The 18,130-nt window shown below is 61.1% G+C and carries 13 protein-coding genes; 6 read left to right on the top strand and 7 right to left on the bottom strand.

Translation table 11 applies throughout. The annotated features are described in order from the left end of the window. Positions 1–618 precede the first annotated feature (618 nt). Genes QZ670_RS04090 through QZ670_RS04080 form a run of 3 tightly spaced genes read left to right on the top strand, consistent with a single transcriptional unit; the run spans position 619 to position 7,806 of the window. Complete coding sequence (locus tag QZ670_RS04090; protein WP_294252519.1) at positions 619–4,518, top strand: hypothetical protein; 3,900 nt, start codon at positions 619–621, stop codon at positions 4,516–4,518. After that, entirely contained in the window at positions 4,508–6,841 is a 2,334-nt protein-coding gene (locus QZ670_RS04085) for an AAA family ATPase (RefSeq protein WP_294252518.1), read from the top strand. The genes QZ670_RS04090 and QZ670_RS04085 overlap by 11 nt, the downstream gene beginning before the upstream one ends. 2 nt (positions 6,842–6,843) lie before the next feature. Continuing rightward, complete coding sequence (locus QZ670_RS04080) at positions 6,844–7,806, top strand: hypothetical protein (RefSeq protein ID WP_294252517.1); 963 nt, start codon at positions 6,844–6,846, stop codon at positions 7,804–7,806. A gap of 342 nt (positions 7,807–8,148) precedes the next feature. On the opposite strand, the gene QZ670_RS04075 is transcribed toward QZ670_RS04080, so the two are convergent. The 3 genes from QZ670_RS04075 to traA all read right to left on the bottom strand — a co-directional run bounded on the left by QZ670_RS04075 (position 8,149) and on the right by traA (position 13,498). Then, complete coding sequence (locus QZ670_RS04075) at positions 8,149–9,660, bottom strand: hypothetical protein (RefSeq protein WP_294252516.1); 1,512 nt, start codon at positions 9,658–9,660, stop codon at positions 8,149–8,151. Positions 9,661–10,077: 417 nt separating this feature from the next. Further along, positions 10,078–10,653 carry a DUF6118 family protein gene (locus tag QZ670_RS04070; RefSeq protein ID WP_294252515.1) on the bottom strand — a complete coding sequence of 192 codons (576 nt, stop codon included), beginning with the start codon at positions 10,651–10,653 and terminating at the stop codon, positions 10,078–10,080. 10 nt (positions 10,654–10,663) lie between these two features. After that, positions 10,664–13,498, bottom strand: a complete 2,835-nt coding sequence (gene traA / locus QZ670_RS04065) for a Ti-type conjugative transfer relaxase TraA (RefSeq protein WP_294252514.1) — start codon at positions 13,496–13,498, stop codon at positions 10,664–10,666. A gap of 172 nt (positions 13,499–13,670) precedes the next feature. Here traA and QZ670_RS04060 point away from each other — a divergent pair, with 172 nt between their 5' ends. Together QZ670_RS04060 and QZ670_RS04055 are read left to right on the top strand one after the other, a co-directional pair. Then, positions 13,671–13,955, top strand: a complete 285-nt coding sequence (locus tag QZ670_RS04060; protein WP_294252513.1) for a conjugal transfer protein TraD — start codon at positions 13,671–13,673, stop codon at positions 13,953–13,955. A gap of 54 nt (positions 13,956–14,009) precedes the next feature. Further along, a complete protein-coding gene (locus QZ670_RS04055) occupies positions 14,010–14,237 on the top strand; it encodes a conjugal transfer protein TraD (RefSeq protein ID WP_294252512.1) in 228 nt (75 codons plus the stop codon). A gap of 20 nt (positions 14,238–14,257) precedes the next feature. Here the strand turns inward: QZ670_RS04055 and QZ670_RS04050 are convergent, their stop codons facing one another. The 4 genes from QZ670_RS04050 to QZ670_RS04035 all read right to left on the bottom strand — a co-directional run bounded on the left by QZ670_RS04050 (position 14,258) and on the right by QZ670_RS04035 (position 17,247). Further along, a complete protein-coding gene (locus QZ670_RS04050; protein ID WP_294252511.1) occupies positions 14,258–15,097 on the bottom strand; it encodes a GIY-YIG nuclease family protein in 840 nt (279 codons plus the stop codon). 13 nt (positions 15,098–15,110) lie between these two features. After that, complete coding sequence (locus QZ670_RS04045; RefSeq protein ID WP_294252767.1) at positions 15,111–16,040, bottom strand: HEPN domain-containing protein; 930 nt, start codon at positions 16,038–16,040, stop codon at positions 15,111–15,113. A gap of 77 nt (positions 16,041–16,117) precedes the next feature. Next, positions 16,118–16,303, bottom strand: coding sequence for an RNA polymerase subunit sigma (locus tag QZ670_RS04040; protein WP_294252510.1), 186 nt, complete (start codon positions 16,301–16,303; stop codon positions 16,118–16,120). 56 nt (positions 16,304–16,359) lie between these two features. Continuing rightward, positions 16,360–17,247, bottom strand: a complete 888-nt coding sequence (locus QZ670_RS04035; RefSeq protein WP_294252509.1) for a zincin-like metallopeptidase domain-containing protein — start codon at positions 17,245–17,247, stop codon at positions 16,360–16,362. Between the two features lie 576 nt (positions 17,248–17,823). Here QZ670_RS04035 and QZ670_RS04030 point away from each other — a divergent pair. Beyond that, entirely contained in the window at positions 17,824–18,033 is a 210-nt protein-coding gene (locus QZ670_RS04030; RefSeq protein WP_294252508.1) for an AlpA family transcriptional regulator, read from the top strand. Positions 18,034–18,130: the final 97 nt, after the last annotated feature.

The raw sequence follows: 18,130 nt of genomic DNA, 5'->3' as shown, positions 1-18,130 counted from the left end.
CAGCGTCATTGACGTGAGTGCCGGCTCTCGCTGAAATCCGCCATTCGTATTGCGCGAACCAGCCGGTCGGCTTTGCGTTTCAACATCGGCCGTTCGCGCCGTTCGGCGGAAGCTCAAAAGCTGCCGCCGTGTCGTTTCGAGCCAGAATGCGCCAAAGCGCAACCTGACGGCATCGAGGCGCTGAACGGGGCCAACAAGCCGACCTATGAAGTTTGGCATGGGGAGTCGGTTGCAGGACATCTTGGCTGAGCCGGGCTTATGGCGGATCGGCACGATGCTTGCGAGATCTCACCAGCGTCCGTCCGCGACGCGCTGCAGTTCCTTCCAGTGGTCATCTTCCTCCGCTCGAGTCACTCGCGCAAGAACGCGAGCGGGTGGATCCGCTGTGGATCCAGAGTCTAAAATCGGCAGCCCGCAATAGCTTGTACGCAATCGATGACGCAGAAGCTTAACTAGAATATCCCAATTTGGTGGAAATTTGACGTCCTGTCTGGTCACCACGCGCGAAGATGTTAGGTTGTGACGGAGTTGGGGAAACAGAGCAGTGCAGAGTGAAAGGAAGAGGCGCAACGACGCCCGATTGAACACGGCGGTGCGCGCCCACGTCAATGGTTACGCTTGCCCAAAAAGGCGGTTGCCGAGATGATAAGTGACGCTGTTCCCATCGCCCGACATTTCACGCCCGTTCCATCACCTTATCAAGCAGAGGATGTGCCGATCGAGGAACTGTGGCCGGGCTTGTCGCGGGGAGAGCGCAAGCGTTGGGCTAATTTGCTCGGCGAGTACCGCGTGATAATCTTGGCCGACGCCGGCGCGGGCAAGACGCACGAGCTGCGCGGCGCGGCGATACAGCAGTTGAGCCTGGGAAAATTGGCCTTTTTCCTAAGGCTGGAGGATATCAATGCGGCATTCGGCGAAGCGTTCGAGATCGGCTCGACGGACGCGTTCGAGACTTGGTTGACCGGCTCGGGCGAAGCATGGTTCTTCCTCGATTCCGTCGACGAATTACGCCTGTCTGAGCCTCGCGCGTTCGAAGCTGCGATACGGGCGTTCGCTAACCGGCTGGCAGGCGCGCTCCAGCGGGCGCACATCTACATCACCAGTCGGCCCTATGCGTGGCGAACGTCTCTGGACCGTGCTCTCGTCAACGAGATACTGCCGCACCAGCCGCTCGTCGAGCAGAAGCTTGGCGGTACTAGCGACGACGAGGACGACGGCGGTTTCGACGGAGTGGCTGGCGCGGTCGATGTCGTTGAGCGCGGTGTAGAAGCGCCTGAAGAGGACAATCAGGGCGACGACCATCCCCTTCAGACCAGCGGAGACGGGAACAGTGACAGCGGCGACGCGCCCAAAGGCGAATTGTCGGTCTATATCCTGGCACCACTTAGCGATGACGATATCCGCCAGTTTGCTGCGGCCGCTGGGATCCCCGACCTTGATGCGTTCTTGGCAGCGTTGGAGCATCGCAATCTGCTCGCGCTGGCACGTTCGCCATTCGATTTGCGCGATCTGATTGAGGCGTGGGCCACCGATGGAGCTCTTGGCAATCGTCTTGATGTGTTGCGCGGAAGCGTACGGCGTCTGCTGAGGGATGCCAGTTTAGGTGACCAGCAGCACGAAGCGGCGCTTGCTGCCGCACGACTATTGGCGATCGCAACTAGCCTGACTGGCAAATCCAACATCCGTTTGCCAGGGCTAGGCGGCCAGGGAGCAATAGACGCTGAACCCTTGCTGTCGCGGTGGGACAAACCGAGGATCAGCCTGCTGCTGGGGAGCGGTGTGTTCGGCGATCCGGTTTTCGGTGAGGTGCGTTTTCGTCACCGCGAAGTCCGCGATCTGTTAGCCGCCGAGTGGGCCAGCACGCAATTCAGCAACGATGTTGGGCGTGCAGAGATCGAAAGACTGATTTACGCTGCGCCCTATGGTGTAGACACGCTCACGCCGCGCCTCCGCCCGTTGTTACCGTGGCTGATCCTGTTCGATGCCATCGTCCGCGAGCGTGTTTTGAAAATGCATCCCGAAGTCGCGATCGAGGGCGGCGACGCCGCGAGCCTCGAGCTTGCGCCGCGTGAAGCCCTGCTGGCGACGCTCATGCAACATGTAGTCGACCCGGCCTCGCTGATGCACGGCCTCGACAATGCTGCCATCGCGCGCATTGCGCAGACTGACCTGGAAGGGTTCGTCCTGACTCTGATAGAAAGGTATCGCGAAAACGACGATGCGATCTTCGTGCTCGGCCGGCTCGTCTGGCAAGGTGAACTAGCTTCTTGCCTGCCCCCGCTGATTGCTGTCGCGGCGGACTCGACGCGTGGTATTTACGCGCGCCTTGTATCGGTTCGCGCAGTTGCCACGATTGGCAGCGCCGATCAAATTCATGCGCTCTGGGCTGCGGTGAATGCGAACAGGGGGGCGATGCCGCGCCGGTTGCTAGCCGAGTTCGCCGAATATGCCGTAGTCGATCGAGAGTCGGTCGACCTGTTGCTTGCATCAATCGAACGTCTGGAAGCCCGGGAGCAGTTCGAAGCGACAGGCCTCACGCACGCGATCAACCACTTCATCGAGCGCGCTCAGATGGATGGCGGAGAGGCGACCGGCGGAGTGATCGGACAACTGGCAGACGGCTTTCGCAGGTTGTTCGAGCGACCCCCATATGTCGAGCGCGGCGAATGTCACGTGTCTGAAGAATTCCAGTGGCTTATGAGCCCCGCGCTCCACATCGTCGAACGGCTCATTACGCTTCGCTCTGCATATGCGATGTCCGAGTCAGCTTTGTTCATTCTTGCGTCGGTGCCGGCGCTGCGGTTCTGGCGCGCAGACGATTATCAGGAACGCAAATCCACCGTCGATGTTTTGGTGCCGGCATGGACCGCACTAAACGATGCGCTCTTCTGGCATACCGTCGCCGCCTATCGGGCGGCGAAGAGCGCGACTGGCGGTCAACTTACCGATGACTGGCCGATCAACTTTATCGGCCATTTCTGGTTTTTCGATGGCCCCAGCTTCGACCGCACGCTCGCTTGGGTGACCTCGCGCGAACTTCCCGACGACCGGCAGGTTGCCCTGGCACGCTCGTTTACGACTTACGTGCAGAACGGTCGGCCTGACACTTGGCTGGCAGCGATGAAGGCCGTAGTCAGCGGCGACCCAGTGCTTGAGGCTGCGCTGGCAGCGAAAGTCGCCCCGCCGGAGACGGAATCGAGCCGGCAGCATGCGGCTTGGGAGCGCCGGCATCAGCGGGAGCGCGCAAAGCGAGAGCGCCGCGAGAAACGCAATCGCGCGATGTTCGTTGCTGAACTCACCGCCGATTCCGGTCGGGTGCGCAACCCCCCGGGTATCAAACAAGGGCAATTCGCGCGGATCCACTATAATCTGCTGCGCTTGGTGGAGGGCGAGGGGCTGCGTGAAAGTCGCGCGCAAGGCTCCAACTGGACTTCGCTGATTCCAGAGTTTGGTCGCGACGTCGCCGAAGCTTATCGTGACGCAGCGATCGCATTTTGGCGTGGGTACAAGCCCGGACTGCGCTCGGAAGGCGCCGACACCAATCAAATTCCCTATGCGTTGATCTTCGCCATGGCGGGCCTCGATATCGAACTGTCGATCAAGGGCGCCGCGGCCAACCTTAGCGTCCCGCATGTTCGTCGCGCATTGCGCTATGCGATGTGGGAGCTAAACGGATTTCCACGCTGGTTTCAGACGCTTTATCGGTCTCGGCCCAAACTTGGGTTCGAATTCATCTGGACAGAGATTGCGTGGGAACTTTCTAACACGCCTGCCAACGAAGCGCTCCACTATGTGCTGAGCAAACTCGTCTATTACGCGCCGTGGCTCCATGCCGATTTGGCAGCGCCTCTGTTCGACTGGCTGAAGGTAAGTCAGGCACCAAGCCTCGGCACGCTGCGCTATCTGCGCACTATCGTCATGAGCGGAAAGGGTGCTACATCCTTCGATGTCGCCTTGCTCGCCCGTCAAAAATTGGCGGATAGCGCGACACCTGATGACCAACGGCCGACTTGGTACGCAATATGGGTCGACAGCGAGCCGGGGGCGGCCGTTGCGTCGCTCGATCGCCTCCTCGCGGGTGGTACGCTTGCCGACAACCTTCGGTTCGCAATGGCGTTCGTGAATGCGCTGCTGGGGGGGCGGAGCGATACCAGTCCGACGCATAGCTTCGGGCTTTTCAAGACGCCGACATATCTCAAGCAGCTTTACCTGCTGATGCACCGCGAAATCCCGGTAGCGGACGACCTGCATCGCGCCGGCACCGGAGTCTACTCACCCAATGCTCGAGATGACGCTCAGGATGCGCGCGAGCGTCTGTTCCAGCTGCTAGACCAGATTCCCGGCCCGATGGCCTATGATGCGATCCGTGAACTTGCCGAGACGCACCCCGTACCGCGCTACCGGGATACGATGGCAGGTTATGCCTACTCGCACGCGGTCGCCGACGGCGATCTTGCGGCATGGAGTGTAGATAATGTGGCTGCGCTGGCGCGACGTTTAGGCTCGCGTGACGATTGAATGGGAGGGGCAGGTGCAACAGATTGAACGTCCTGACAACGTCCCGACCGTTCTCCGTTCAAAGGCTGCAATCGCGGGGCGCGAACGCATGCGGGCGTTCTTCGCTTTGCCGCCCTCGCAGCGTGCCCAGTCACCGGTTCCTCCGCCCGGCCTGCGGAGTGATGACAGTGAACTCGTTGACGCGCTGGCTGACATGTCGGCGGCGAAATGCGCGTTCTGCGAGGCCCGAGACGATCTGATCGCACACCGCTTTCGCCCGTCCGGCAATGCGCTACCGCTGTCCGACAACAAGAACATCGCGCATCTCTATTACTTATGGCTGTCCGATGCATGGCAGAACCTTTATCCGATCTGCCGAGGCTGTCTGCCGTTGGAAACGCAGTTTCCGATTGCAGGTGAGCGCACACAGCTCCCGCAAAAACGCCAGATCAACAACTATCTCGAGCGCGGCGACGGATTGTGGCCATCGTTTCCGCCCAAGGAAGAACCGCTCCTCCTCGATCCCGTGCAAGACTGGGGGTTTGAGCGGCATCTCATTCCTAAGCTCAACGGCGAGATCGTAGGCGAATCCCGCCGTGGTGAGATCACCACGGCGGTCTATGACCTCAACCGCGAAGAGCGCAGAGGTCAGCGCTACCAGATCTACGCGGAGCGGATCGATCGGCTGCTGACCCTGGTCGCCGAAGAGGCGCCAAACGCCGATGCCGAGGACTGGCAGGCTTTGTTCGATTTCAATGCGATGGAATTCGGCGGCAGTTGGTTCCTGATGCTGCGCCGGATCGCGCGTTGGGTCGGCGGGTCGAGGGGGGTGCGCTGGCGCACGTCTCGCAAATTTATCCGCGCTTTCTTCATACGGCTCAGCGCCACCGACGACGCAACCGATGTTGTGCAAAATGCCCTCGCCGCCATGGCTCGAGAGGACGAAGGCCTGCGCTCCGGTCGCTGGAGACTTGCGTCGATTTACTCGCTGCGCACGCCGATCTCAGAAGTCGAACTGACTAACTTCAAGGCAATTGAGAAGCTTCACCTGAAGTTCACGGCACCCCGGCAGCCGAACCCTGAGGCACCGGGACCAAATGCGCCATCGCTCGTCATTCTCGGCGAGAACGCCACCGGCAAAAGCTCGATCCTAGAAGGGATCGCGCTCGCGCTCGCGAGCGGGCCAGCGCGTACCGCGCTTGATATTCCATGGTCGAGCCTGGTGCTCGATGCATCGCAAATGGGCGGGGAACGACGCGACAGTCCAAAGCGCGCTGAGGTGAGGGTCACGCTGGTCAACGATCAGTCAGTTAGACTAATGATCGATCAGGGCTCGCCCATTGTCCGCAGTGAATTCGGAAATCAGCAAGTGCCGGTATTCGCCTATGGTGCGTTTCGGCGCTATCTGACGCAGACGCGTCGTGCGGCGCCGCACAAGCATATCCGCAATCTGTTCGACGGTAGCACGCTCTCCAATCCCGAACCATGGCTGAAGAGCCTGCCTGCCGACACATTCAATCTGGTGATCCGCACTCTCCATGATCTGCTTTCGATCGAGGGCAAGTTCGATGTGATTCAGAAGGTCGGCAGCCAGCTGCGCATGGTCACGTCGATTACCGATCCGGATGGCGAAGTGAGGTTCAACAGGGCGCCGCTGCAGTCGGTCTCGTCGGGCTACCGCTCGATGCTGGCGATGGTGTGTGACATCATGCGCGGGCTTCTAGATCCGCAGGTCTATGAAAAGTTCGAGAGCTTCGAGACCGCGCAGGGCATTGTGCTGATCGACGAGATTGAGGCGCACCTCCATCCGCGCTGGAAAGTGCAGGTGATGACCAGCTTGCGCAGCGCATTGCCAGGCATGACATTCATCGTCACGACCCATGATCCGCTCTGCTTGCGTGGAATGGGAGAAGGCGAGGTTTGCGTGCTTCAGCGCGTTGCTGCGTCCGACAGCGATCAGGCGAGCAACCTGCCGATCCTGGTCGAACAAATCCCGGACCTGCCCGAGGTCGCTACCCTGCGTATCGAGCAGTTGCTAACCTCTGACTTCTTTCAACTGCTGTCGAGTGATGATGCCGATTCCGACCGTCGGCTCGCGCATATCGCCGAGCTGATCCGCGACAAGCGTGCCAACGCTTTGAGCGGCAGCGACGCAGCTGTGTTGAAGAAATTCGAGGAAGATATCGCCAGCGCACTACCGGTCGGCTCGAGTGAAATCCACCAACTCGTTCAAAGCGCAGTGGCGGATTATCTAAAGAACCGCCGCGACGCGAGCAGCAAGACCTTGGCGAAACTGCGTGCCGAAGCCAAGGCCGACATCCTGCGCGCCCTGGAGACTATTTAACAATGCGCAAGGTTGAACGCGACACGGTCGATACTCCCAAATCGATGCTGCCGGGTGCAGCCGGACCGAAAGAACTCGCGGATGCGATCGCGCATCGCAACGAACCGTCCCCCAAGAAGGCGTTCGAATATAAGGCGTACAAGCGCGCCGATGTCCGCCTTGCGCTGGAGCTCCTGTTTCACGGCAAATGCGCCTATTGCGAAACATCCTATGCGGCGACGGCGCCAGTGGACATCGAACACTATCGTCCCAAGGGCGCCGTTGCTGAAGACGCCGCGCATGGCGGTTATTGGTGGTTAGCGATGGACTGGGCAAATCTCCTCCCCAGTTGCATCGATTGTAATCGGAAACGCGGGCAGCAGGTCTTCGTGGTCTCGACCAACCTGGAAGAACTTGCCCGTACCTCGAAGCCGATCAGCAGACAGGCCGGTAAGAAGGATAGCTTCCCGCTTGCAGGAACCGGCGCACGGGCGATTTACGATGCGACCGATTTCAGCGGCGAACATGCGCTCTTGCTCAATCCGTGCATTGACGATCCAGCGGCTAGCCTCGCCTACAGCTTCGACCCCAATCATCCCGCCGGGCTGATTTTGCCAACGGGGCCGCAAGCCCAGGCCGAACGCGGAGCCGTGTCTATTCAAGTCTACGGTCTTAATCGCCAGAAGCTCGTCGAGGATCGAACCCGGTTACTGCGTCGTCTCGAATACCTCGGTGACATGGTGATTGATCTTGCCGCATCGATCCAAGAGCTCGAAGAGCCTGCGGTCGCGGTCAAGCTCGCAGGAACACCGGCGGCGGGCGTCGCGACACGGCTGCGCCTGCTGCGCGACCGCACTCTTGCGGAGATAAAGGCTGCCAAAGCTGATGATGCGCCTTACTCATCAATGGCAGCGGCATGGTTCAACCAATTTGTCGTCCAGTTCGCGGGAACCTTGCCCGTTGCTGGCGGCGCCGGAGTGTCCTAGATATCCCACAATGCGCTCGATCTACCATTACGCCGCGCCATCGAGACCATAGGCGTTGCTTCGTGGGACGCCTCCGCGCGAGTATTGGAGCAGCAGAGATTATGGCAGCTTTCGCAAAACGATTGCCCAAAACGTGACAGTCCGCAACCTGCCCAGCGTCGGTCGTTCTCAGCCAACCGTCGGGTGGTCGCAAACCTTAGGTTTAACCGAAACCCGACCTTCACGGCCACCCTCACGAACGACGGCTTCGTCCCAATGCACGTCCTCCCACTTCCGGCAGCAGTCGACCAATATACGCCGCTCCGGTGCTGCGCCCGGAAGGTCGGTTTATATCATCCCTTATTATGGATTATCTTTATGGCGTAGTCGTGCAGAAAGCGTCGAGGCATGCGCCACGGTTAGCCGTACCAGCTCGCGATGGAGAATATCTTCACCGGAACTTAACGGAACAGTGTAGAGGCCATAATCATGGTCTCTAGGCGGCGCGTCTAACCCTGCCGTATAGCCGGCTTGGCTGAGATTGTTGACGGCACGATTTAAAAAATTGGCGTCTTCAGAGCCAATGTATTCAAGAGCAGCATCGCGGATACAAAATGCTAGCCAGTCAGATCGTGTCCTTAGCTCAGCAATGGTAACTGCCCTGCCCAGGTAATCATCAGGGAAATTACGCTTCGCCGAGTCTCGAATTTTAGCAAAGAAATCGGACGGAAGTGAATTAATTATTCTGCGATGCATTTCTTCAGCCACATGGGGTAAAACCATCCATTGTGCACCATTTACATCCTCACTCCAAATATGTTTGTGCAGGAAGTCTCTCGCTTCGCTATGCCCAGCTCGACCAAGTTCTTTGCTAATGGCTTCGAATCGATCGATCATATAAAATAGGAGATTGATCTTCTTTTTTCCTGCGGCGTGCCCGGCGTCTCCCCATGCCAAAGGAGTGCTAAGCAAAGCTGGCAAGTGACTGTCTATGTTAAATAGAGGCATGTCAGGAAGAACTTCTACACCGAATGGCATGCCGATTTCATTGGCCCATCGCTTTATCTTAGTAAGATCTCGGACATGTCTAGTCTCGCGCACGGCGCTAGCGTTCATGCGGACGCGCAGGGCAATCGCTCCAAATCTTGACGCGCCGATTTCCCTGCGAAGGGCTTCAGCCATTTTGCTGAAGCGACTTCCTGTGATAGCATCGTCGATGTAAACGACGAACGAGGCTTCTTTGATCAAATCGATTGTCGCTAGGTCTTTAGCCGAAATCGCTACTGTATTCCCAAGAAGAGCGCGATCATTGCGCGGGCATCCCCATTCTACGACATCGACAATGACCCCCTTTGTACGAAGTACACTTGCAAGGACGGCAACGGGCACCGTATTCCCAAGTGGAGCCTCAATAAGAACCACCTTGCCGTATCGGCTGTGGCAAATCCACTCAGCGATATCAACGGCGACCTGCGCCAGTGACTCGAACTGCGCGCATCCGAGCTGGTAGAGGCCGTGAGCGCCAAGCTGCATGACCTTGTGCACCAGGGGAACCGAGATAGCGCCTCCTGCTTCAAAGTTATCGATGTCAAACAGTAGTGAGAAACTCTGCGCCGCCATAAAGTTGGCTGCCGATTGACCTAGGGAATCCCGTGCTGGGCTGGGAGCGAAGTATTCTTTGCGATTTTCAAGGAACTTCACAAGATTGCTGTGGAATACTTTGTTTTCTTCCATTAGGGCGATGGAAATTGGTTCATCTATGTCAAGGTCGATGCAGAATTGATATAGTACCTTCCTCAATTCTTCTGGTTTAGCAAACCTGTAACGGGCTGCAATCGCGGCCGACGTTCCAAATGACACGTCTGGCTTGAGCATGTCAAACTCGCCTTTCAATAATTGGCTGGCCCCGATCAAGTTCGAGCTCAAAAGAAGGCTTCGCCTGTAAAATTTTATCCTGCTCCTAAAACTAGATTTGGTTACAGTTTCACTGAACAAGGGTAATGTTGATCGCATATAGGAGAACCTTTCTTAATCACCCTAATGCGCCAAACACTTGGATTTGCCAACCATGCAGGCAGAGCGTCCGTTTAAGCCGCACCAATTTCGCCAGGTAGCGTTAAAGGGTGGTTTTCTTAAGGTCTCGCGGAGTGGGGCATGGCTAACGGCTTCGGTCCATGGTGCACGATCGCCTGCCTGGTCCCCAACAGAGCGGGAAGCTTTCGTTTCGGCTTCAACGTGTCGGGCAGAGCCGGTCGCAAGCGAGGGTGGCTAGGTGTTTGGTCCCAGAGGCAGTCAATTTTTCTCAGGTATGTGGTCATTGTCGGCGACGCGATTATCGCGAGTGGCGTGTTCCGTCCCCAGCGTCCGCGCCGCCATCCACTGCGGTACATGCCAGCTGCCGGGAAGAGACCGCGCCACCACCCCTGGCAAGAAAGACCAAAGCAGAATCCCGAAGAGGAATGCGCCGAGCATCATCCGTAGCTCGCGCTTACGCTGGAGATCGGTCGACCGCGCCCGAACGACTAGCCCATCCATCCGTCCGATCACTTTATGTAGGTCGGCACGCGCGTCATCCATCTGACGCTTATCATCCGCCCTCGCATCGGCCGCCGCCTTCGCCAGCTGCTGGACCATCATGGATGGGGTAAGTTTCACGGCCGGTGCCTGCTCGATGCGGGCGATGCCTTCGGTCACTGCGGCGAGCTGCCGACTGATGGCGCCCAGCGTCGGGCTGTAATCCGGTATTTTCTCGCGCGCGGCGGTCAGTCCCTGGATGGCTGTGTGGAGGAGCGAAATCTCCTGCCGCAGGCTTTCGAAGGCCTGGGTGGGATCATCGGCGATGCCATATTGGCGGGAAATATCGTTCATGCGCGCGAGCCTACATCCCAATGTTGAGGCCGCGCGAGCGGCCGAGCCATTCGTGGAGGTCGTGAGACATCGACGCGCCACCCTGAGACTTCAAACCCAGCTCCAGTGCGCGATTGCGCAGCAGCGACTCGAGCTGGGGGTCGCGGTGGAGCGCTTTGGCCATCGTGGTCATGGCATCCCTGGTGGACCGCGCGGCATCGTAATCGCCGCTCCGCTCCAGAGTTTTCAGCTGCTGCGCCTTGTTCTGCCAATCGGCGACGAAGCGGTCGGCGCGGTTGGCGGCATCGATGCGGATTTCGCCCTCGGCGATCATCGCCTGGATAGCGCGACAGGTGCGGCCATTCGCGGCTTCGCTGATAAGGGCAGGGTCCTTGTTCATCGCGACGCGCATGTCTTCGCCGCCGCCGGGGCGAAGTGCCTCGATCTCCTTGCGGGCGCTGCCAAAGGCTTCGCGCTGGTGGGGCAGGGGCTCGAAGCCCTGACGCTTCATGCCGACGATGTCCTGCGCCGCCCGGCCAAATCGCTGCACCGCCTGTTCGAGCGGACTGGGCCGGGTCGGCATGCGGATTGGCGCGCTGCTGAGCTTCAGCCCGTCGAACATCCCGCGACGGGGCGGGGTCGGCGCTGGCGATAGCGCCGGCTGCACGTCGGGCGCGCGGGTATAGTCCGACGCCATGTCCTTCCCGCGTTCGCGCGCCAGCGTGCGGGCCAGCCGCCCGGCATCGGCGAAATCATCCCGGCCATAATGCAGATCGACACGCTCCCGATGACGCGACAGCGCGACATAGGCAGCGTGACGGTCCAGCCCCGGCGTTGCGAGCACATGGACACGGTCGACGGTCATACCCTGCGCCTTGTGGATGGTCGCGGCATAGCCGTGATCGACATGGGCATAATCCTTGAGGTCGAAGGCGACACTTCGCCCGTCATCGGTGCGCACGCGCATCGCGATTCCGCTGACCTGTTCGATCGTGCCCAGCGTGCCGTTCTTCACCTCCAGGCTGCGCTCATTCTTGAGGAACATGATGCGGTCGCCCGCCGCAAACGATCGGCGTCCCCGTTCGACGACGAGATCAACGTCGCTGCCCAGCATCTGCGCCGCCCGCATCCGGTCACGCGCTGCCGTGTTCAACTCGCGCACTTCGTCATTGGTGTGGATGAGGATGATGCGGCTGGTCTCCGGGGCAGCCTGCCGGTCGTTGTCCCAGCGTTCGATCAGCACCTCACGAGCAGCTTCGCGCGTCTCGGCGGCATGGACATGGCCAGCCTCCGTATAGGCGGCCAGCGCTTCGGCGGTGCGGCCGGTCGCGAGCTGTCGTGTTGCATCGCGCTGCCAGTCTTCGGACTGGCGGCGGATGGTGGTGATTTCCACAGCGCCATGCCGCTCGGCAATCGAGCGGAACGCAGCACCCGCTTCGATCGCCTGGAGCTGTTGCGGATCGCCGACCAGCACGACCTTCGCGCCGCGCTTCTCTGCTTCGCGGATAATGCGCTCCATCTGCCGCGTGCCGATCATCCCGGCCTCGTCGATGACGAGGACGGATTTGTCGGTCAGCAACTCGCGACCCTGGCCCCATTGATGCTCCAGACTGGCGATGGTGCGCGACGCGATGCCCGAGCCGCTTTCCAGATTCTCCGCGGCGATGCCGGACAACGCCGCGCCGTGAATAAAATAGCCCGCCTTTTCCCACGCCTCACGTGCGACGCCGAGCATCGCGCTCTTGCCGGTGCCGGCATAGCCGATGACGCTGCTGATGCCCCTCGCGGCGGTCACCTGCTCCAGCGCGCCACGCTGTTCGGGCGAGAGGCGAAGCCCGCGCTGTTCGGCGACGCCGAGCGCGCGTTCCAGATGGCGCTCGGCAACCGCATGGTGACGGCGCGCATCGAGCGTCGCAGTGGCGTGTTGGAGCCGCTGTTCGGTTTCCAGCATCGCGCGTGAGGTAAAGCGATCGTCGCCGCGCCCGTCCTTGCCCAGGTTCACCAGCTCGGGCGATGCTCGCACCGCCGCCATCACCTGGTCGAACTGGTCCTTCCCCTCGCTATGCCGGTGCACGAACATCGCCAGATCGCGGGTGGTGAAGGTTGCCTGGTTGTGGGTGATCGCGTCGAGCGCGATGCTGGGATTGCCAAGGATCTTCTCGCCATTGGTGAGGGCGATGGCGTGATGTTCTTCGAGCCGCTCGCTGAAACGCCCCTGCGTCACCATGCGCGACGCGGCGGGGCCGATCTTGTGCTGGGGCTCCAGATCGATGCCCTGCGCTTCCAGGCTGCGGTGATCGACCCGCGCGTCGATATCGAGTTCGGCGAGGCGCTGATTGACGTGCTCCGCCCAGGCTCCGCGCCAGTGGGTCAGCAGCTCGGTCCGGTTCCAGTCGCGGACCTTCGCGCCGAACCCATTTTCGCTGACACCGCGAAGTCCCAGCATCACATGCGCATGGGGCTTCACCAGTCCATCGGCGCCGATATCCCAATGGACATTGAGATCGGCGACCATGCCGCGATCGACGAATTCGCGCTGGACGAACGACCGAGCTAGTCCAATACCATCGGCCTGCTGCATCTCGCGTGGAAGGGCGAACTCGATTTCGCGGGCCAGCTGCGCGTCCTTGCGCAGCTCGGCGGCCTCGACAGCGTTCCACAGCGGCTCGCGGTCGCGCCACGCCTCGGGCGCGTTCTCGGGCAGCAGCACTTCGCTGTGCACGACGCCGGCCTTGTTGGAGAAGTCATGGTCCCGGCCTAGCCGCTGATCGTGCAGCCGTGATGCCGACCGATAGGCCGCAGCCGCCACTGCGCTCGATCCGGCAGCGCGGGACATGACTTTGGCCGAGAAGTGGTAGATCGCCATGACGACGCACCAGATACGCCTAAAAGTGCACGTCGGCACGACGTATAAGCGCGCCCTCGAACGATTTCATCGCTCTCTGGACCGCGAGATCTCACGAAGTTTCAGGCTATTGGCGTGTTCTGGCTGTAGCGATATCTGGTCTGTCCGACCGACACAAGGGAAGGACCGGACGATGCGAAAGCCCCGAGACTATGATGTGGACCTGAAAGCGCTCGCCGACAAGGCGCGCCAACTGAAAACGCGCAAACAGAACCAGCTCGGCGAACTGGTGATGGCGACCGGCGCGGATACGCTGGGCGTAGAGGAACTGGCCGGCGCGTTGCTCCATGCAGCAGGCATCGATGCAGCGACGCGGGAGGCGTGGCGCAAACGGGGCGCCGCTTTCTTTCAGCGTAAACAGCAAGGCGCTGGCGGCCGCACTGGCCGCGAGCCGGGCGGCGCTGCGGCGAGTGACTGAGGCGCGGAATCGACTCCAGGCGAAGCAGGCGCGGCATGTCGCCGTAAATGGCAGGTGAAACGGCGCGAACGCACGCGGCAGCTGATTGAGCTGGGCGGGCTTGTGGCTAAGGCGGGGCTGGTCGAGCTGACCGACGACGACCGTGCGGCAATCCTCGGGATCTTGATCGAAGCGGCGGCGAAACTTCGCGCGAGGGACGGCGCCGACCGCGAGCAATTGGTCGCCATCTGGCGCAGGCGGGGACGCCGCGCGTTCAGCGAAGATGAGGTGGGCCCGCGCTGACCGTTGCTGGCGCTACGCCTTCAGTTCCGATTGAGGCCCATCTCGCGACTTTGCAGCTTCCGCTTCCATAGGCTTTCGAGGAAAAGAACCTGTTCGTAGCTCGCAGCCGACCCGGCACATTCGAGAATGGCGATCTGATAATCGCTTGGATCGGCGCTTTTCAGGCCGATGTTGCCGCCATGCCCGTCCGATGCATAGTTGAGCCAACGGGCGTAGAATCCTCCTTCGCCGGTAGCCGATCCAACATACTGTTCTTTCGTACGTGCCGATGTCAGCAGATAGACACCGCGTGCCGCCCGCAGCGCCTCGACCCAGCCGAGCGGAAGCGTGGCAACGTCCGAGACGTTTGCGATGAACCGATCGTATCCCGGGAATGCATCTTCGCGGAATTCCCGTGTGAGCTGAACGATTGCCTTGTCCTGGTTGTCGGCTCGCTGGATCCAACTCCGAGTGCCGGCGCCCCATTCGATCCAAAGCTTGCCGACGTAACTGACGAGCAACGGCGAAGGCGTCACGCGATATCGATCGAGTTGGCTTGTCGTCAGTTCGCTACCGGGTCTCTCGTACAGCGGGTCGACCCAGTCGCTCGCCGCTGGCCCGATCCGCTCGGCGAGGTAGAGCCCGGAAAACAGGGTGCCACCATTTGCCGGGACCACGAAGCTTGCCCAGAACGGGGCCGCGAGTTTCGCGCGGTTCGCGTCGCTCTGCACGGACTGATATTCGTCAAAGGCGGTCCGCTGATCGCGCCAGAGGAGATAGGGCGTGCGGCCCGAAGGCGATTTGGCCTGGTGACGCAATAGGCGCACATCGGAACGCGCCAAGCCGCATTTCGCCAAGGCATCACCGAAGGTCAGGCTCATGGCTAGCCCCGCATCATCCTGCATTCCGTGCGGTCGCCTCCAGCTGGGCGATGCGCTCCGAGCAAATTTCTTGCACGACGCGGCCCAGTTCCTCGACCCGCTCTACGAGCCAAGTCAGCTCCTCGATGCTGATCCGGTAATGCTTCGAATATCGCGCCTTCACATAGGCTTCCTTGAGCTTCTCGAACATGCCACGCTGCTTGCGGTTGTCGCCGGGCCAGACATGCGTCAGGCGCGCGTCAAGTCGTTCGGCTTGGGTACGCAGGAAGGCCAGATTGTGAACGTGCGGCGTGTAGAAGGTCACCACCAATAGGACGCAGTGATATAGGCGCTCGGCGGACTGGTGAAGGATGAACGCCGGCTCTTTGGTTCGTCCTTGGGCGACGAGATCGCGAGCAGTTGCCAAATAGACCAGCGCGCTGGGAAACCACTCGTCGTAATACTCCTTCGCCAAGGTGAGCGCCGCATGCGGCGACTTCGGCTTGGGCTGGTGCAGCTCGCTCTTGTCGCTCTGGTAGAGCGCGATGCCGTCGCGGGCGACGTCCATGAAGAAATAGCGGCCATGGGCGAGCCCGTCGTTCACCTCCTGCAGGCTGTGAACGATGAAATTGACGGGGGTCTTGATGCTGCCGGTGATGCCAAATTCGCGCATCAGCCGATCATCGACATTCGCCCAATATTTGATGCGGTCGGTCAGGCGCTTGTCGTTGACGATGATCAGCAGGTCATAATCGGACTTGTAGCCTTTGGCGGTATGCGGCTCGTCGATCCAGTTGCCGCGCGCGTAGCTGCCGTACAGGATGACCTTGAGGATGCGGCCCTTCTTCTTCCACTCGTGGCTGGCGAGGGCGAAGGCGTCATCGAATTCCTCGAAGACGATCTGCACCACGCGCTCCAGCTCGCGCTGCTTGGCAGGCGGAAGATGATCGAGATTGCTGCGCATGGCGGAAGCTACCCTGTCGGGCTTGCCGCCCGATGGCAAGCCACCCGGCGGCAAGCGGTCTGTTCGAATGCCGGCGATCACCAAGGCCAAAGCCGGCGCCACCACGGTTCCGGCGTATCGATGATCCGCATGAAAAGGGTGAGGGCGGCAGCAAATTCCGCCTCCACTTCCTCCGCGCTGATGCCGTGGCGTCGCCCAAGCGTCGGATAGTCGATCTCCTCGAACCGCATCGCCCAGAAGATCGCGCGCTGCCGCTCGGTCATCCGACGAAGGGCACGAAAGCCCCGGCGTCGGAAGACATGGGGTGGAAGCCGCCCGGTCATGACCGTGCCTCCCCACCGGAAAGGAGGAAGTCCGCCGCCTTGCTCGCCGCACTGGCAGCCCGGAAGATCGCCTTCTCGTCACCGCGCAGCACCGCGAGCCACGACCCGATATAGTCGCTGTGCCGGACGCTGGGCACAATGCCGAGAGACGCGCAGGTGAACGCGGCCGACATTTCCGCGACGAGTTCCTCTTTTGCGTACGACGCCGATCCGAAGGCACCGGACTGGTCGCGGTCCAAGCGGCTCCGATGGCCGGTGAAATGGCCAAGCTCGTGCAGCGCCGTCCGGTACCAGTTCACTGGATCATGGAAGGCGGCCTGCGGCGGCACCTGCACGACGTCCTGCAATGGCGAATAATAGGCCTCGCTCCCGCCGATCCGGAAATCCGCGCCGCTGGCTGCAATCACCCGATCCGCCTCGGCAATCGCCAAAACGGGATCGGGCAGAACCGGAATGCTGGTCATCGCCTCGGGCAGGCCGTCGCACTGGTCGACATTGAACACGGTGAAGCGCTTCAGAAAGGCAATGGTCCGCGCCTCCCGGTCTTCGCCTTGGGCCTTCTCGGCCTCGTCCTTCGGGGTGAAGCGGTCCGCATAGCAGACCACCGTGCCCTTTTCGCCGCGCCGAACGTGCCCGCCCGCCGCTTCGGCCTGCCGGTAGGTCAGCCAGCGCTGGCCAGCATAGCCGCCATCGATCGCCGCCGCCCACAGGATCAGCACATTGATCCCCGAATAGGCTCGGGCCGATACGGCGTTCCTCGGCATGGTACAGGGGCACCGCGCCGCATCCCAGGGCTGTACCCACGGCAACCGGCCTTGCTCCAGCTCCGCGATGATCCGGGCGGTCACCTCGCCGTAGAGGCTCTGACGTTCGTTGCTCTGCATCTCCTTGCTCCTTCCTAAAACCGCCATCGACCGGCGCCGGGGTGGCGAGGGGCGGCAGGAGCGGACCGACAGCCCCGCCGGACGAAGGCGGGGCGCACCCGAAGGGCAGGAACGAACGTGGATGACCCGGCAGCAAGGCTGCCGGGTTGCGCCGCGCCGAGGCGGGGCTACAGGGCCGTGACGCCCCCTGCCACCATGACGCCGAAGGCACCGCGCCGCCGCGCCACCGGCGCGGCGACCGCCAGAGGCATGGCGCCCATGCCGACCGGTCAGCGACGCGGACCGGTCAGCGTCATGCGATCGTCACGGCGAAGCCGCCGAGACGCCGCAAGGCGGCTCGGCTGGAGCGGCACGCGGAAGTAGAGCGCGGTCAGGCTGGAACAGCCTGAGGCGCCACGTCATCCGCCCTCAAAGTAATTTTCCCGCACTTTTGGAACGGTAGCGGACGAATGGGAACGTCTAGGGACAAACTCCCGTAAAACAGCCAATTTTCATGCCATTGACGACGGCGATCGTCACCCCAACTCTGTCTCCGACAAGCACAAAAGGACCCCGCAAGACACAGGAGACTGAACCATGATCCAACAGCAACCTGACCGCTTCCTTCGCCTCAAGGAGGTGCTCCGCAGGACCAGCCTGTCTCGCGCGACGCTCTACCGGAAGATCCAGAAGGGGACCTTCCCCAAGCAGGTGCGCATCGCCACCCGCTGCGCCGGCTGGCGGGAATCCGCCGTCAACGAGTGGATGCACAATCCCATCTTCTACCATGTAGACGACGTTCGCTGATCGCCTGCCATATTGCTACTCGTGGCAGAGAAGCCGATTCACAGTCCGCCGCTTCCGCGCGAGGTTGCCTGCGCTCTGCGTTCGCGCCAAAAGAACT

The sequence above is a fragment of the uncultured Sphingomonas sp. genome, assembly GCF_913774285.1.
In the GTDB taxonomy this organism is placed as follows: domain Bacteria; phylum Pseudomonadota; class Alphaproteobacteria; order Sphingomonadales; family Sphingomonadaceae; genus Sphingomonas.
The sequence above is the reverse complement of the archived record's forward strand: the minus strand, read 5'-3'. Positions and strand labels throughout refer to the sequence as shown.

Excerpts from the sequence above, each read along its gene's own strand:
- QZ670_RS04080 (WP_294252517.1), top strand. The coding sequence starts at position 6,844 with ATGCGCAAGGTTGAACGCGACACGGTCGATACTCCCAAATCGATGCTG.
- QZ670_RS04075 (WP_294252516.1), bottom strand. The coding sequence starts at position 9,660 with ATGCTCAAGCCAGACGTGTCATTTGGAACGTCGGCCGCGATTGCAGCC.
- QZ670_RS04070 (WP_294252515.1), bottom strand. The coding sequence starts at position 10,653 with ATGAACGATATTTCCCGCCAATATGGCATCGCCGATGATCCCACCCAG.
- traA (WP_294252514.1), bottom strand. The coding sequence starts at position 13,498 with ATGGCGATCTACCACTTCTCGGCCAAAGTCATGTCCCGCGCTGCCGGA.
- QZ670_RS04060 (WP_294252513.1), top strand. The coding sequence starts at position 13,671 with ATGCGAAAGCCCCGAGACTATGATGTGGACCTGAAAGCGCTCGCCGAC.
- QZ670_RS04050 (WP_294252511.1), bottom strand. The coding sequence starts at position 15,097 with ATGAGCCTGACCTTCGGTGATGCCTTGGCGAAATGCGGCTTGGCGCGT.
- QZ670_RS04045 (WP_294252767.1), bottom strand. The coding sequence starts at position 16,040 with ATGCGCAGCAATCTCGATCATCTTCCGCCTGCCAAGCAGCGCGAGCTG.
- QZ670_RS04040 (WP_294252510.1), bottom strand. The coding sequence starts at position 16,303 with ATGACCGAGCGGCAGCGCGCGATCTTCTGGGCGATGCGGTTCGAGGAG.
- QZ670_RS04035 (WP_294252509.1), bottom strand. The coding sequence starts at position 17,247 with ATGCAGAGCAACGAACGTCAGAGCCTCTACGGCGAGGTGACCGCCCGG.
- QZ670_RS04030 (WP_294252508.1), top strand. The coding sequence starts at position 17,824 with ATGATCCAACAGCAACCTGACCGCTTCCTTCGCCTCAAGGAGGTGCTC.